General features: G+C 53.3%; 17 protein-coding genes. 12 read left to right on the top strand and 5 right to left on the bottom strand.

From position 1 onward, the window contains the following. The first annotated feature begins 42 nt into the window (after nucleotides 1-42). The 3 genes from AC27IT_RS18870 (at nucleotide 43) to AC27IT_RS18880 (ending at nucleotide 1910) form a co-directional block, all read left to right on the top strand. Nucleotides 43-864, top strand: coding sequence for a basic amino acid ABC transporter substrate-binding protein (locus tag AC27IT_RS18870; RefSeq protein ID WP_007778013.1), 822 nt, complete (start codon nucleotides 43-45; stop codon nucleotides 862-864). Nucleotides 865-945: 81 nt separating this feature from the next. Continuing rightward, nucleotides 946-1620 carry an amino acid ABC transporter permease gene (locus AC27IT_RS18875; protein WP_005829841.1) on the top strand — a complete coding sequence of 225 codons (675 nt, stop codon included), beginning with the start codon at nucleotides 946-948 and terminating at the stop codon, nucleotides 1618-1620. 92 nt (nucleotides 1621-1712) lie between these two features. Next, nucleotides 1713-1910: a cold shock domain-containing protein gene (locus AC27IT_RS18880; RefSeq protein WP_005829843.1), complete on the top strand. Its 198-nt coding sequence runs from the start codon at nucleotides 1713-1715 to the stop codon at nucleotides 1908-1910. A gap of 59 nt (nucleotides 1911-1969) precedes the next feature. Here AC27IT_RS18880 and AC27IT_RS18885 read toward each other — a convergent pair whose 3' ends face one another. Beyond that, nucleotides 1970-3022 carry an HD-GYP domain-containing protein gene (locus AC27IT_RS18885; protein WP_487092039.1) on the bottom strand — a complete coding sequence of 351 codons (1053 nt, stop codon included), beginning with the start codon at nucleotides 3020-3022 and terminating at the stop codon, nucleotides 1970-1972. Nucleotides 3023-3229: 207 nt separating this feature from the next. Between AC27IT_RS18885 and hpf the strand changes: the two genes are divergently transcribed. The 4 genes from hpf to prfB all read left to right on the top strand — a co-directional run bounded on the left by hpf (nucleotide 3230) and on the right by prfB (nucleotide 8532). Beyond that, complete coding sequence (gene hpf, locus AC27IT_RS18890) at nucleotides 3230-3784, top strand: ribosome hibernation-promoting factor, HPF/YfiA family (protein ID WP_005829846.1); 555 nt, start codon at nucleotides 3230-3232, stop codon at nucleotides 3782-3784. 194 nt (nucleotides 3785-3978) lie between these two features. After that, on the top strand, nucleotides 3979-6498 hold the full coding sequence (secA, locus tag AC27IT_RS18895; RefSeq protein ID WP_327944337.1) for a preprotein translocase subunit SecA: 2520 nt from the start codon (nucleotides 3979-3981) through the stop codon (nucleotides 6496-6498). Between the two features lie 334 nt (nucleotides 6499-6832). Then, nucleotides 6833-7282, top strand: coding sequence for a hypothetical protein (locus AC27IT_RS18900; protein WP_005829851.1), 450 nt, complete (start codon nucleotides 6833-6835; stop codon nucleotides 7280-7282). 136 nt (nucleotides 7283-7418) lie between these two features. Beyond that, nucleotides 7419-8532 (top strand): peptide chain release factor 2 gene (gene prfB / locus AC27IT_RS18905; RefSeq protein WP_100228543.1). Its coding sequence is split into 2 segments (ribosomal slippage): nucleotides 7419-7499 and nucleotides 7501-8532, totalling 1113 coding nucleotides; the frame shifts between segments, so codons are not numbered across the junction. A 6-nt stretch (nucleotides 8533-8538) separates the two neighbouring features. Here prfB and AC27IT_RS18910 read toward each other — a convergent pair. The 4 genes from AC27IT_RS18910 to AC27IT_RS18925 are packed head-to-tail and all read right to left on the bottom strand — an operon-like array spanning nucleotide 8539 to nucleotide 9541. After that, on the bottom strand, nucleotides 8539-8832 hold the full coding sequence (locus tag AC27IT_RS18910; RefSeq protein WP_487092044.1) for an ATP-binding protein: 294 nt from the start codon (nucleotides 8830-8832) through the stop codon (nucleotides 8539-8541). Beyond that, entirely contained in the window at nucleotides 8810-8974 is a 165-nt protein-coding gene (locus AC27IT_RS18915; RefSeq protein ID WP_369750382.1) for a hypothetical protein, read from the bottom strand. The genes AC27IT_RS18910 and AC27IT_RS18915 overlap by 23 nt, the downstream gene beginning before the upstream one ends. After that, the gene (locus AC27IT_RS18920) at nucleotides 8916-9350 is read right to left on the bottom strand and encodes a PAS domain S-box protein (RefSeq protein ID WP_007777997.1); all 435 of its coding nucleotides are present in this window, start codon (nucleotides 9348-9350) and stop codon (nucleotides 8916-8918) included. The genes AC27IT_RS18915 and AC27IT_RS18920 overlap by 59 nt, the downstream gene beginning before the upstream one ends. A gap of 38 nt (nucleotides 9351-9388) precedes the next feature. Next, nucleotides 9389-9541 carry a PAS domain S-box protein gene (locus tag AC27IT_RS18925; protein ID WP_235694635.1) on the bottom strand — a complete coding sequence of 51 codons (153 nt, stop codon included), beginning with the start codon at nucleotides 9539-9541 and terminating at the stop codon, nucleotides 9389-9391. Between the two features lie 139 nt (nucleotides 9542-9680). Between AC27IT_RS18925 and AC27IT_RS18930 the strand changes: the two genes are divergently transcribed. The 5 genes from AC27IT_RS18930 (at nucleotide 9681) to AC27IT_RS18950 (ending at nucleotide 13637) form a co-directional block, all read left to right on the top strand. After that, nucleotides 9681-9950 (top strand): YciI family protein, encoded by a 270-nt coding sequence (locus AC27IT_RS18930; RefSeq protein ID WP_005829860.1) that lies wholly within the window; start codon nucleotides 9681-9683, stop codon nucleotides 9948-9950. An 81-nt stretch (nucleotides 9951-10031) separates the two neighbouring features. Continuing rightward, nucleotides 10032-10397, top strand: a complete 366-nt coding sequence (cccB, locus tag AC27IT_RS18935; protein WP_026557530.1) for a cytochrome c551 — start codon at nucleotides 10032-10034, stop codon at nucleotides 10395-10397. A gap of 190 nt (nucleotides 10398-10587) precedes the next feature. Beyond that, on the top strand, nucleotides 10588-11628 hold the full coding sequence (argC, locus tag AC27IT_RS18940; RefSeq protein ID WP_007777988.1) for an N-acetyl-gamma-glutamyl-phosphate reductase: 1041 nt from the start codon (nucleotides 10588-10590) through the stop codon (nucleotides 11626-11628). Nucleotides 11629-11641: 13 nt separating this feature from the next. Further along, nucleotides 11642-12442 (top strand): acetylglutamate kinase, encoded by an 801-nt coding sequence (gene argB, locus AC27IT_RS18945; protein WP_122952581.1) that lies wholly within the window; start codon nucleotides 11642-11644, stop codon nucleotides 12440-12442. A gap of 13 nt (nucleotides 12443-12455) precedes the next feature. Beyond that, on the top strand, nucleotides 12456-13637 hold the full coding sequence (locus AC27IT_RS18950; RefSeq protein WP_007777983.1) for an aspartate aminotransferase family protein: 1182 nt from the start codon (nucleotides 12456-12458) through the stop codon (nucleotides 13635-13637). The last annotated feature ends 30 nt before the right edge of the window (nucleotides 13638-13667 follow it).

Consider the following 13667-nt stretch of genomic DNA (forward strand, 5'->3'; position numbering starts at 1 on the left):
GGAAAAGTAAGCATACACAGAGAGAAACAAGGGGGATTTTTAATGCGTATCGGGAAAAAGTGGTTCAAGTCTCTTGTGCTGGTCGTAGGCGTGGGGCTTTTGGTCTCAGCCTGTGGATCGGGTGGCCAGCAAAGCTCGGGAAGCGGAACTGGCGCGAGCGGCTCAGGGTCAGGCTCCGGCTCGGGTGAAAAAGTGTACGTGGTAGGAACAGATGCAGCTTATCCGCCGTTCCAGATGCTGGAGGCCGACAAAATCAGCGGCCATGACATTGACGTGATGAATGCGATCGCAGAAGCGGGAGGATTCAAGATCGAGTGGAAAAACACAGGCTGGGACCCGCTGTTCGACGGATTGGACAAAGGGACGGTGGACATCGGGATTTCGTCGATCACGATCACGGACAAGCGCAAGGAAAAATACGATTTCTCGGATTCGTACTTCGAAGCGAATCAGCTCATTCTCGTAGCGGAAGACTCTCAGGTGACCAAGCTGGCCGATCTGAAAGGCAAAAAGATCGGGGTACAGGCTGCGACTACAGGGGAAGAAGTGGTCAAAAAGGCGTTTGGCGATACGTATCAAGGCTTGATGGGCTATGACGACATGCCTTCGTCCGTGGACGATTTCTTCAATGGCCGTGTCGATGCAGTTGTCGGGGATAATGGCGTGCTGCAATATTACGTAAATAAAATCAAAGACAAGAAGTTCAAGCTGATAAAAGACGACTCGTTTGAAAAAGAATACTACGGAATCATGGTGAAAAAGGGCAACACGGACGCGCTGAACAAAATCAACGACGGCTTGAAGAAAATCAAGGAAAACGGCAAGCTCCAGGAAATCTACAACCAGTACTTTGGCAGCAATTAGTCATCAGTAGCCGGGTGCGTCGCGGGACGTGCCCGGTGTTTGTGACTCCAGTGCTGACATACACGAAGGGAGGACTTGCCATTGGACTGGAGCGTCATCTATGAATATCGCGAGCTGTTTATCCGAGGCATTATCAATACCATTTTACTAACGGCGGTTGCTACCGTTTGCGGGACCTTTTTGGGGTTGTTTATCAGTTTGGGCAAAATGTCGTCGAACCGCTTTTGGCGGTGGACATGCTCGATCTACGTGGAGCTTTTTCGGGGGACGCCGATGCTGGTGCAAATTTTGCTGATTCACTTCGCCGTCATCCCGTCTATCTGGGGACTGTTTTTTCCGGGAGAGAGCAGTCCGGAAGCGATCTACTCTGGATTCGTGGCGCTGTCGCTCAACGCAGCGGCCTACATCGCCGAGATTTTTCGCGCAGGGATTCAATCGATCGATCCGGGACAGATGGAAGCGGCACGCTCGCTCGGGATGACGAAGGGGCTGGCGATGCGGCTGATTATTTTGCCGCAGGCGTTTACCCGGATGCTTCCTGCCATCGGGAACGAATTTATCGCCCTTTTAAAAGACTCCTCCCTCTGCGCCGTTATTGCGACACCGGAGTTGAATTACGCCGCCATGAACGTGGCGAAGAGCACATTTGAGCGCTACCCGCCGTATTTGACAGAGGCGGCTGTGTACCTGGTGCTCACGTTGTTCCTGTCGCGGGTAGTCGTAAGAGGATTGGAGAAAAAATATTCAACGAGATAGAAGAATGCAGCTTCTGATTTTGGAGAAACTAGAGGTGTACACACAAAGATTTGTAATCCAAATTTTTACAAGAGAAAGGGTTGTGCTGTTTCATGCAAGGCAAAGTAAAATGGTTTAACGCAGAAAAAGGTTTTGGTTTTATCGAGCGAGAAGGTGGCGACGACGTATTTGTCCACTTTTCCGCGATTCAGTCGGATGGTTTTCGGACATTGGAAGAAGGACAAGCTGTAGAATTTGATATTGTGGAAGGCGACCGCGGGCCGCAAGCAGCCAATGTCGTCAAACTGTAAATCATATCGCTGACAGCAAATCCCCCTGGCCAACATCAGGCTCAGGGGGATTTTTACGTCTAGCTAATCATTCGGGTGATGGTAAGCGCGCGATGCTCGCGCAAATCCAAAAACTCGTCTCCTCGGCGAACGAGTGGACGCATCGGTTCATCGGTATGAATCATAATGATTTCGACGTGGTCTCCATTGCTGAGCAACGCCTGAGAGCCGACGTAGAGCAAAATAATGTACTGGATAAAACGCGAAACGATCAAAGGGTTCAGTTGGCCTTGGCATGCCAGCTCCCTCAATACGTTGGCAGCGTGAAAGGGAGAGGTGCCGCGGCGGTAGACGCGGTCTGTGCAGATAGCGTCGAACACGTCAGCAACGCTGATGATCTGGCACTCCAGAGGGATGTCTTCCTTTTGGCAGCCATGAGGATAGCCGCTGCCATCCAGGCGCTCGTGATGCATGAGAGCGCACCTGGCGATCCACTCGTCAGCGTCCTCCATCGACAGGAGCAGCTCGCTGCCGTAGAGGGTGTGCAGCTTCATGATCTCGTACTCTTCATCGCTCAAGCGATCGGGTTTGGACAAAATCTCGTCGGGAATCATCATCTTCCCTACGTCATGCAAGAGACCGGCTTGTCCCAAGCGGTAGATTTCGTCCTGGGGTCGTCCTACGATTTTACCGATCAGGGCAGCTACGATTCCGACATTGAGAGAATGGCGATAGGTGTAATTTTCCGTGCCTTCCTTGATGTAGAGGAACCGGAGGAAGCCCATTCGCTGGAGCACTTGGTCCAGCAGAGGATAAAATGTGCTGTTGAACTGATGCAGGGGAGGAACAGAACCTGTAGCGATCTGTTTGAAAAGGTGCTCGGTTTCTTTGACTGCTGCAATGTACTCGCGGGCAGCTTCTGCCTCGTTCCAATGCAGAATGGGCAAAGGCTGCTCGGGAGCTTCCGACGCAGAAGTGACGTGCACAGCTTGAATGTGGTGTGCCTCCAAAAGTCGAATGTCACTCAGGTGAAGGACTGCCCCGGCGGGCAAAAGAAGCAGGCCGTACTCATTGTAGACGTCTTGCGCGAGCGTAGTACCAATAATGGAATGAGAAGGTTTCACCTCTGCCATGAGGATTCCTCCAGTGCGATGACGACCGCGATATAAGATTGAGTGACTACCTTCTCTATTATAACATAGGGAAACTAGCGAGTATTGGTAAAATTCTGTCGATTATTGCCGGATTGTAAAAATTTCACTAAGATTTTTTTAAGCTTGGAGCAGGATTAATTACAGGGGTGCCGAATACCTATATATAGACGGAAGGAGGTTGGAACCATGAAATTTAATATTCGTGGAGAAAACATTCAAGTCACCGCAGCACTGAAAGAGTATGTGGAAAAGAAAGTCGGCCGTCTCGAAAAATATTTCGAAACTACGCCTGCAGATGTACAAGTTACCATGCATGTACATCGTGGAGAAGGCACAATCGAGGTAACAATCCCGCTTGCCGGGGTGATTATCCGAGCAGAAGAAACGCACGAGGATATGTATGCCGCTATTGACCTGGTGGCAGAAAAGCTGGAGCGTCAAGTTCGCAAGCATAAAACGAAACTGATGCGCAAGCTGCGGGTTGATTCCGCTGCGAAAGTCGGACAGCGCGATAGTCAGCCAGTAGCTGTGATGATACCAGATGTCGATGAGGAAGATGTTGACATTGATATTGTCAGAACGAAGCGTTTTGACCTGAAACCGATGGATGCGCAGGAAGCCGTCATGCAGATGGATATGCTGGGACACAGCTTCTTCGTTTTCCAAAACAGCGATACCAACGACGTCAGCGTGGTGTACCGCCGCAACGACGGACGCTATGGTTTGATTGAACCGAAATAACGAAACTTTACATTTCTTTACTCGTATAAGACTAGGGAGTTGCTTTTGGCAACTCCCTTTACTTGTGTATATGAGCTTCTATTTGTTAAAATAGCTTTTTAGAAAGTATTATTTTCGTAGAATCGGTATCCTTTTTTCTGGCGCGCCAGGTGGTGCGATATTTTTGTCCGGAAGCATATGGAAGGGGTGTCCTCATGTTAGGACTCGTTAAAAAGATATTTGGCGACAGCAATGAACGTGAAGTGAAAAAGATGTTTAAGCGCGTGGAAGCGATCAACGCGCTCGAACCAAGCATAGCAGCGCTTTCCGACGAGCAACTGCGGGAGAAGACCGCAGAGTTCAAAGCCCGGCTGGCCCAAGGGGAGCAGTTGGACAAAATTTTGAACGAAGCATTTGCCGTTGTGCGCGAAGCATCGAAGCGGGTTTTGGGCATGCGCCACTTCGATGTCCAGTTGATCGGTGGTATGGTGCTGCAGGAAGGCCGCATTTCCGAAATGAAAACCGGTGAGGGGAAAACCTTGGTGGCGACCTTGGCGACCTACCTCAACGCTCTACTTGGCAAAGGCGTTCACGTCGTAACAGTGAACGAATACTTGGCAGAGCGCGACTCGCGGATCATGGGCCAACTGTACAACTTCCTCGGTCTGACAGTCGGCCTGAACAAAAACGGACTGAGCCCGGAAGAAAAGCGGGCCGCTTATGCTTGTGACATTACGTATGGTACGAACAACGAGTTCGGCTTTGACTATTTGCGCGACAACATGGTTCTGTACAAGGAACAGATGGTGCAGCGCCCGCTCTTTTTCGCCATCATCGACGAGGTGGACAGCATCCTGATCGACGAGGCGCGGACGCCGCTGATTATTTCCGGATCGGCAAACAAATCGACAGAGCTCTACTACATCTGCTCGCACTTTGTGAAGCGGCTGGAGCCGGAAAAAGACTTTACGATTGACGAAAAGCTGAAGATCGTCAACCTGACAGACGAAGGTGTGGGCAAGGTCGAGAAAGCCTTCAACATCGACAACCTGTACGATACGGCACACATCACCTTGAACCACCACATTACAGCGGCATTGAAAGCCCAGGTCCTGTTCAAGCGCGACGTAGACTACGTGGTGCAAGAGGGCGAGGTTGTGATCGTCGACGAGTTCACGGGCCGTCTGATGGTGGGACGCCGGTACAGCGACGGTTTGCATCAGGCGATTGAAGCCAAGGAAGGTCTGCGCGTGCAGAGCGAGAGCATGACGCTCGCTACGATCACCTTGCAAAACTACTTCCGTATGTATGAAAAGCTTGCCGGTATGACCGGGACGGCGAAAACAGAGGAAGAAGAGTTCAAAAAGATTTACGGTCTGGACGTTGTCGTCATTCCAACGAACAAGCCGGTCATTCGCCAAGACTTGCCGGACCTGGTTTTCAAAACCGAAGCTGCCAAGTACCGTGCGGTTGTGAACGACATCGTCGAACGTCATAAAAAAGGCCAGCCGATTCTCGTCGGTACGATTTCCATTGAAAACTCGGAGCGGCTGTCGCACATGCTGAAGCAAAAAGGCGTTCCGCACAGCGTGTTGAATGCGAAGCATCACGAGCGCGAGGCGGAAATCGTCGCGCGCGCAGGTCAATACGGTGCGGTGACGATTGCTACCAACATGGCCGGTCGCGGTACGGACATCCAGTTGGGCGAAGGCGTAGCGGAATTGGGCGGCCTGCACATTATCGGTACAGAGCGTCACGAGAGCCGCCGGATCGACAACCAGTTGCGCGGTCGTGCCGGGCGTCAAGGGGACCCGGGTTCCTCCCAGTTCTTCCTGTCGATGCAGGATGAGCTGATGCGCCGCTTTGGTGCCGACAATATCATGAACATGATGGATCGTCTGGGCATGGAAGAAGACATGCCGATCGAGAGCCGTCTGGTTACCCGTGCGGTAGAATCTGCGCAAAAACGTGTCGAAGGATCCAACTTCGATGCACGGAAAGGCGTACTCCAGTACGACGACGTGATGAACCAGCAGCGCCTCGTCGTTTACAAACAGCGCAAAGACATCCTGGAGCAAGAAAACCTCAGCGATGTTGCGCTCAACATGATTTACAGCGTGCTGGAGCGTGCTGTCGAGCAGCATTGCCCAAAAGAAGAGGTACCGGAGGATTGGGACCTGCAAGCATTGGCCGATGCGGCGAACAACGGCTTCCTGCACGATGAAACCATTACCGTCTCCATGCTGAAAGGCAAGGAAGCAGAGGAAATCGTCGAGTTGCTGAAAGCCGAAGTCGTCAAACAGTACAAAGAGCGCGAAGCTCAAATCGGCGAGATGATGCGCGAGTTCGAAAAAGTGGTCATTCTGCGCGCTGTCGACAGCAAATGGATGGATCACATCGACGCGATGGATCAACTGCGCCAAGGGATTCACCTGCGTGCTTACGCGCAAAACGATCCGCTGCGCGAGTACCAGTTCGAAGGCTACGAGATGTATCAAGCGATGCTGGCTTCCGTACAGGAAGAGGTGGCCATGTACATCATGAAGGCCGAGGTGAGCCAAAACCTGGAGCGCCAGGATGTCATCCGCGGCCAGGGCATCGACCCGAACCAACTGCAGACGTCAGGCCCATCCGACCGTCCGGACCCTGAGACGTCTGGCGATGCCGACCCGAAAAACCGCGCGCAGCGCCGTGCCCAGGAGCAGGAGCGCCGTCGCCAAAACAAAAAACAGTAAGGCATAGCCTACATTAGCCAGCAATCAAAGCATTCCTCTGCACAGCGGCCATTTCGCTGCGGGAGGGATGCTTTTTCTTTTCCAATCGACAGCAGATGCTCCGTTGCAGCGCGGTTGCGCCGTTTGTGTAGACCTGCCCAAGAGATTTTCTTACTGTTTCCTGACGCCTAGACAGTATTCGTCCCGATCTGTTCTTCCTCGTCTGTTATGGTCGGTCTATTTGTCTAACACTGGTAAAAGTCATCGAACGATTCAGGTGGAAATGTTCGGAAAAATCCATAGAATCATAAGTACAACACTTTTTACCAAATACACGGGGACGGGGGAATGAACAATGAAAGCGTCAGTCAACGTGATGGGCATACAAACCAAAAACATGATGGAGAGAATCGGGAAGACATTGAAAGCTGTACTGAAAGCGGCAGCGGAGCATAAAAAAGTAAAATGGATTACCAAAGAAGAAAGAGGGGAGGAGCCTAAAGTATTCACAGCCGAAGACCCTGTCTTCTATGAAGAACGACTGAAAACGGAGATACCGGAGCCGAACTGGACGCCAGGCGTGCTGATCTCGCCGAAAGGCATGCTGGATCAGCCGCAGCAAAGTCCGGCGGCTGCAGGGGAGCGGAGGCTCAGGCAAGCGCGAATGAAGCAAAACATCCGCAAGCGTGAGGCGCGGATTCGCCAGTCGCATCTGTCCGTGGTTGCGGCGCCGCAGACGGAGAGCAAACAACCACATGAAATCCGAGACTTGAGATCCTCGCCATCACCGCCAATGGCTACATAGGCGCTACATAGGCAGGACAGATGCCAGGCAAGCGGCGAATCACGCTTTTTACGCACGGCAGGTTGCCAGGTTTGCGGATCTGGCGAATTACGTTACAATAAACTTAGCTTACGTAAAGAGAAGGTGACTCGCAAAAATGGCATTGATCGATATTGCGGACGTCAAACAAGAGATGTCCAGTATGGCTAAACGTTTAGCGGATATCAGGGGGTCTCTTTGACCTCCCTGTAAAACAGGAGCGGATCGGCGAGCTGGAAGAGCGCATGCTGGCTCCGGACTTCTGGGATGACAACGAGGCTGCGCAGAAAACAATCAGCGAGCTGAACGCCATCAAAAGTCTCGTCGAAACGATGAGCAAGCTGGATTCCCAGTACGAAGACCTCCAGTTGATGCTGGAGCTGGTCATCGAAGAAGGTGACTCGTCGCTCATCCAGGACTTGTATGACAGTACCCAGGAGCTGAAAAAGTCGTTTGAACGCTTCGAGCTGGAGCTGCTTTTGAGCGATCAGTACGACAAAAACAATGCGATTCTGGAGCTGCATCCGGGAGCGGGTGGAACCGAATCACAGGACTGGGCTTCCATGCTCTTGCGAATGTACACACGATGGGGGGATGCCAAAGGCTTTAAAGTCGAGACCTTGGACTATTTGCCCGGGGATGAAGCAGGCGTAAAAAGCGTGACCCTCCTGATTAAAGGGTACAACGCCTACGGATATCTGAAATCGGAAAAAGGCGTGCACCGCCTCGTGCGCATTTCTCCATTCGACGCGTCCGGGCGCCGTCATACATCTTTTGTATCCTGCAACGTTCTCCCCGAAATCGAGGACGACAATGCCGTAGACATCCGCACGGAAGACCTCAAGATCGACACCTACCGTTCCAGCGGTGCGGGTGGTCAGCATATCAACACGACCGACTCCGCTGTCCGGATTACCCACTTGCCGACGGGCATTGTGGTTACATGCCAAACCGAGCGCTCGCAAATTAAAAACCGGGAGCGAGCCATGAAAATGCTGACGGCTCGGCTGTTCGAGAAAAAGCGGGAGGAACAGGAAAAAACATTGGCTGCCATCCAGGGTGAACAAAAAGATATCGCCTGGGGAAGCCAAATCCGTTCCTACGTCTTCCACCCGTACAGTCTGGTGAAGGATCACCGGACCAACATGGAGGTAGGAAACGTTCAGGCAGTGATGGATGGCGAGATCGACGTCTTCATCGACGCGTATCTGCGCGCGCAGATCAAACGCTAGAGCTGTTTACAGCCCCTCTCTGCTGCAAGGCTTTTGCTTTTGCAAAGAAATGACGACCGTCGTGCCCTCGCCAAGCTCGCTCGTGATGTCGAGCGAGCCGCCGTGGTCGCGAATGATTTTGGAGCTAACCAATAGCCCCAGACCTGTTCCGGTTTCTTTTGTACTGTAAAATAGCTCTCCCAATCGCGGAAGCAGCTCCTCGGGTATCCCGTCGCCTTGATCGGATACCCGAATGAGGACGTTCTGATCGTTCTCGACTACCGCGATCGTGAGAATCTCACCTGACGGCATGGCTTCCATGCCGTTTTTTATGATGTTGATAAACACTTGCTTGATCTGGTATTCCTCGCAAGAAATAAGCGAAGTAGCCGTGGGAAATTCGTTCAATTTCGGAAAGCGTAATTTGCAAGTAATGACGGTTGGTAATCGGCTCGCTCTCCATGAGCTGGAGAAACCCTTTCAGCGAGGTGAGCGGATTGCGGATTGCGGATTTCATGCGCGATCCCTGCCGCCAGCTCGCCAAGGGCGGAGAGCTTGTCCGAGTAGCGCAGCAGCTCCTCGGAATGGCGCCGTTCTATAATGTCGCGGGCGACGATCACTGTATTTTTCACTTCGCCATCTGCTCCGATGTCGAGCGTTCCTTTGAACTCGAACAGAAGCATGCGGCCGTCCGGGTGAGGGTAGATGTATTCAGCGTCCAAAGGTGTTTTTTCCACAATCATCTGCAAAAAGTCACGTCTGGCAGCCTCTCTCTGCTCAGGCTGAATCAGGATGGAAAAATGCCGGAGCAAAATATGAGAGGCTGGCAAGCCGAGCACGGATTGGATCGAGGGCGAAGCGTATGTAATGTGGCCGTTCAGATCATGCGCAACAGCTCGGAAGCTGCATAGCCCAGTAATTGCTCGGCTGCGGCGTTGACGCCAGTAAGGTTGCCATGCATGTCGATAATGTAAACAGCATCGGGGTTATTCTGGAAGAGAGAAGTGTATAACTGCAACTGCGTACCCATACGTGACCACCTTTCTGTCGCTTCTTGCTTCATTTCAAACGTTCGCTGTAGATCGGAAAAATCCTACCTGTGCCAAAGTCCCGATTGGCAAATATGTTATACTGCAAACAAATACGCAAAATAAGGAGAGGACGCACACATGTTGTATGTCGCTTTGTTGCCGATTGTCGATCAGGAATTGAACGCGAAAATCAGACCGGCTCATTTAGAGTATATCAACGATTTGTACAAGCAAGATAAAGTGTTTATGGCAGGTCCGTTCACGGACAAGCAGGGAGGCATGGTCATCTACAAGGCCGCGTCCCTGGAGGAAGCGCGCAAGCTGGCGGAAGGCGATCCGGTTGTGGTGGAAGGCGCACGGACACTGGAACTGCGGGAGTGGAATCCGCTTGAGCTGCCCTTGACCTAAAATTCGCAGGGCCACAGGAATGAATAGCCCGCTGCGGAGGCATACTGAGCGAAGAATTTCTACAACAAGGAGGGAACCGCTTTGAAACGCATCCCACTGTTTACGGTTGCGGCTGTACTCGCATTCTCGCTCAGCGCCTGTGGCGGCGGCAATCAGCAGACCCAGCCCCCTGCTGAAAAGCCGGCTACGGAGACACCTTCGACAACCGCTCCATCTGGCAGCTATGACGCGGCTACGGCAGAGGCGTTGTTTAAAAACACCTGTGCAGGCTGTCATGGACAATCGCTGGAAGGTGCTGTCGGGCCGAATTTGCAAAAAATTGGCGGCCAACTGAGCAAGGAGCAGATTTTGGAAGTGCTGAATAACGGAAAAGGTTCGATGCCGCCTGGCCTGGTAAAAGGGACAGACGCGGAAAACATCGCTGCTTGGCTGGCCGACAAAAAATAAAGGTGAGTTGGACAAAAGACGCTCGGGTATGGAACCCGGGCGTTTTTTTGTATAAAAGGGCCCTTTGCTAGCGACTTCCCGCTTTGCCAAATGAAGCAGAAACAGATTTGCTAGTTGTATTCCGTTTGAATTTTTATTATTATTCATGTATAAAAATACAAACGAATGATGGGAAGAAGGGGAGAGGTGCATGGTTCGGGTCGGAATCGTTGGGGCAACCGGGTACGGCGGTGCGGAGTTGATCCGTCTGCTGGCTGGCCACCCTCAGGTTGAAATAGCGAATGTTTATTCAAGTTCAGCAGATGGAGAGGGGCTGGAGAAAACCTTTCCTCACGTAGCGGGACTGGGACTGCCAAAGCTTTTGCCGATTGACGCTGACAGCATGAGCGCCGCAAATGATCTGATTTTTCTCGCGACGCCTGCTGGCGTAAGTGCCGGGTTGTCTCCGCAACTGGTAGCAAACGGCGTGAAGGTCATTGATCTGTCCGGCGATTTTCGCCTGGAAAAAGGCGAGGTGTACAAGGCGTGGTACAAAAAAGAGCCTGCGCCCGCCAACTTTGTCGAACAGGCGGTTTATGGCCTGACGGAATGGAATCAGGAGCAGGTGGCAGGCGCCAGCCTCATTGCCAATCCGGGCTGCTATCCGACAGCGACCTTGCTTGCCTTGATCCCTTTGCTGAAAAGCGGATGGGTGCAACCGAACAGTTGGATCGTCGACGCCAAGTCGGGCGTGTCCGGAGCGGGACGCGGCGTATCGCTTGGCGTGCATTACAGCGAAATCAATGAAAGCATTCACGCATACAAGGTGGGAAGCCATCAGCATACGCCAGAGATTGAGCAGGAGTTGCAAAAGCAGAGCGGCGTGGAGACGGTCGTCCAGTTTACGCCGCATCTGGTGCCGATGACGCGCGGGATTTTGGTCACTGCTTACGGACAGTTGTCCGCAGAGGTGACGCAGGCGCAAATTCAGGAGCTGTATGAAGCGACTTATGCCGACAAGCCGTTTGTCCGTGTGCGCCCAGCCGGAAGCCATCCGCATACAAAAGAGGTTTACGGTTCGAATTACTGCGACATTGCGATTCATGTGGATCAGCGCACTGGCCGCGTTGTTTTGCTGTCGGTGATCGACAACATGATGAAGGGCGCAGCAGGCCAAGCTGTGCAAAACATGAACGTCATGTACGGACTGCCGGAGAAAACGGGGCTGCCGCTCGTTCCGGTATATCCGTAGAGGAGGAGAAGCGATGCAGGGGATAGTAGTCATCAAGTGCGGCGGAAGCACGATGGATCAGTTGCCGGATTCTTTTTTTCAGGCGATCGCGAAGCTGCAGCAGGAAGGCAGGCAGATCGTCATCGTGCACGGAGGCGGACCGGCGATTAACGGCATGCTCGACCGCGTTCAGATTACTCCGCAGTTTGTCGACGGGCTGCGCGTGACTTGCGAAGATACGCTGCGCGTCGTGGAAATGGTTTTGTGCGGCAGCATCAACAAGGTGCTGGTGAGACGGCTGACGCAGGCAGGCGCCAAGGCATGGGGCGTGAGCGGAATTGACGGTCAGACGCTGATCGCGCAGAAAACGGCGAAGCCGCTTGGCTGGGTAGGGGAAATTACGAAAGCAAATACGGCGATACCGCAAGCGATTCTGGCGCAAGGCTACGTCCCGGTGATCGCGCCGCTTTCCATAAGCGAGGATGGGGCGAATACGTACAACATCAATGCCGATGTGGCCGCAGGAGCGATTGCAGCGGCACTCGCGGCGGAAAAGCTCATCATGGTCACGGACGTTCCCGGCATTCTGCGCCCGCAAGCAGACGGCACGAAGGCAGTCGTTGCGCAAACGAGCGCAGAGGAGATTCAGGACATGATCCAGTCCGAGATCATCACGGGCGGAATGATTCCGAAGGTTCAGGCCGCGCTGGACGCGCTCGGCCAGGGAGTGGACCAGGTGGTCATTTGCCGGGGGACGGCCGAGGATCTGCTCGGCGTGTGCACAGGGGAAGCAGTCGGAACGACCGTCAGAATGAACGTGAATCACGCGAACTAAGGAGGGAATGGACATGAGTACAGTGACAGCGCCTATGCATGTGATGAATAACTATGCGAGATGGCCGATCAGTCTGGTAAAAGGCCAAGGAAATCAGGTGTGGGACGACCAGGGGAAACAGTATCTCGATTTTACTTCAGGGATTGCGGTGACGTCTTTGGGGCATGTCCCGCCAAAAGTGACAGCCAAGCTGCACGAACAGCTCGATACGCTGTGGCACTGCTCCAACCTGGTGCACATTCCGCAGCAGGAGATTTTGGCGGAAAAGCTGAGCCGCTTGTCCGGGCTCGATCAGGCGTTCTTTTGCAACAGCGGGGCGGAAGCCAATGAGGGCCTGATTAAGCTGGCCCGACGCTACGCGCAAAAGGTGAAAGGAGAGGACCGCTTCGAAGTCATCACGTTCGAGCAGTCTTTTCACGGACGGACGCTGGCGACATTGACGGCGACCGGGCAGGAAAAGGTCAAGGATGGCTTCGCGCCGTTGCCGCCTGGCTTTGTCACCGTGCCGTACAACGATCTCGCAGCGGTCAAGTCGGCGATTACAGACAAGACGTGCGCGATCATGCTGGAGCTGGTTCAGGGCGAGGGCGGCGTGCATCCGGCAGAGGAAGCGTGGGTCAAAGCGCTGCGCGACTTGTGCGACGAGCACGGCTTGCTGCTTTTGGTGGACGAAATTCAGACAGGGATTGGCCGCACCGGCACGTGGTTCGCTTTTCAGCAATACGGGGTGAAGCCGGACGCGATCTCGCTGGCAAAAGGACTGGGCAGCGGGTTCCCGATTGGCGCTGTAGTCGCCACGAAGGAAGTGGCCGCAGCCTTTGCGCCAGGGACGCACGGAACGACGTTTGGCGGCAATCCTTTGGCAGCGACCGCGGGAATCGCTACCTTGGCGACAATGGAAGAGGAGCAAATTTTGCAGCAGGTCGCCCATATTCACGACGTGCTGATGCAGGAGCTGGAAAAGCTGCATGCTGAGCATCCCGACAAGGTCGTCGCGGTTCGGGGCAAAGGACTTCTTCTGGGCGTGGAGCTGACGATTCCGGCAGGCGACGTGGTTGCTTATGCACGGGAAAAAGGCGTGATTCTGCTCACGGCTGGTCCGCAAGTAGTGCGCCTGCTGCCATCCTTCGTCACGACGGATGAAGAAGTAAAGCAGGCAATGGCCGTGTTCGGCGAAGCGTTGGCCCAGGCGTAACGGCAAATATTCCATGATTTGTGAAAATGC

It is taken from the genome of Brevibacillus sp. YAE8, from assembly GCF_057543335.1.

Coding starts and splice junctions, on each gene's coding strand:
- AC27IT_RS18870 (WP_007778013.1), top strand. CDS start 43: ATGCGTATCGGGAAAAAGTGGTTCAAGTCTCTTGTGCTGGTCGTAGGC.
- AC27IT_RS18880 (WP_005829843.1), top strand. CDS start 1,713: ATGCAAGGCAAAGTAAAATGGTTTAACGCAGAAAAAGGTTTTGGTTTT.
- AC27IT_RS18885 (WP_487092039.1), bottom strand. CDS start 3,022: ATGGCAGAGGTGAAACCTTCTCATTCCATTATTGGTACTACGCTCGCG.
- hpf (WP_005829846.1), top strand. CDS start 3,230: ATGAAATTTAATATTCGTGGAGAAAACATTCAAGTCACCGCAGCACTG.
- secA (WP_327944337.1), top strand. CDS start 3,979: ATGTTAGGACTCGTTAAAAAGATATTTGGCGACAGCAATGAACGTGAA.
- AC27IT_RS18900 (WP_005829851.1), top strand. CDS start 6,833: ATGAAAGCGTCAGTCAACGTGATGGGCATACAAACCAAAAACATGATG.
- AC27IT_RS18910 (WP_487092044.1), bottom strand. CDS start 8,832: ATGGAAGCCATGCCGTCAGGTGAGATTCTCACGATCGCGGTAGTCGAG.
- AC27IT_RS18915 (WP_369750382.1), bottom strand. CDS start 8,974: ATGGAGAGCGAGCCGATTACCAACCGTCATTACTTGCAAATTACGCTT.
- AC27IT_RS18925 (WP_235694635.1), bottom strand. CDS start 9,541: ATGGGTACGCAGTTGCAGTTATACACTTCTCTCTTCCAGAATAACCCC.
- AC27IT_RS18930 (WP_005829860.1), top strand. CDS start 9,681: ATGTTGTATGTCGCTTTGTTGCCGATTGTCGATCAGGAATTGAACGCG.
- argC (WP_007777988.1), top strand. CDS start 10,588: ATGGTTCGGGTCGGAATCGTTGGGGCAACCGGGTACGGCGGTGCGGAG.
- argB (WP_122952581.1), top strand. CDS start 11,642: ATGCAGGGGATAGTAGTCATCAAGTGCGGCGGAAGCACGATGGATCAG.
- AC27IT_RS18950 (WP_007777983.1), top strand. CDS start 12,456: ATGAGTACAGTGACAGCGCCTATGCATGTGATGAATAACTATGCGAGA.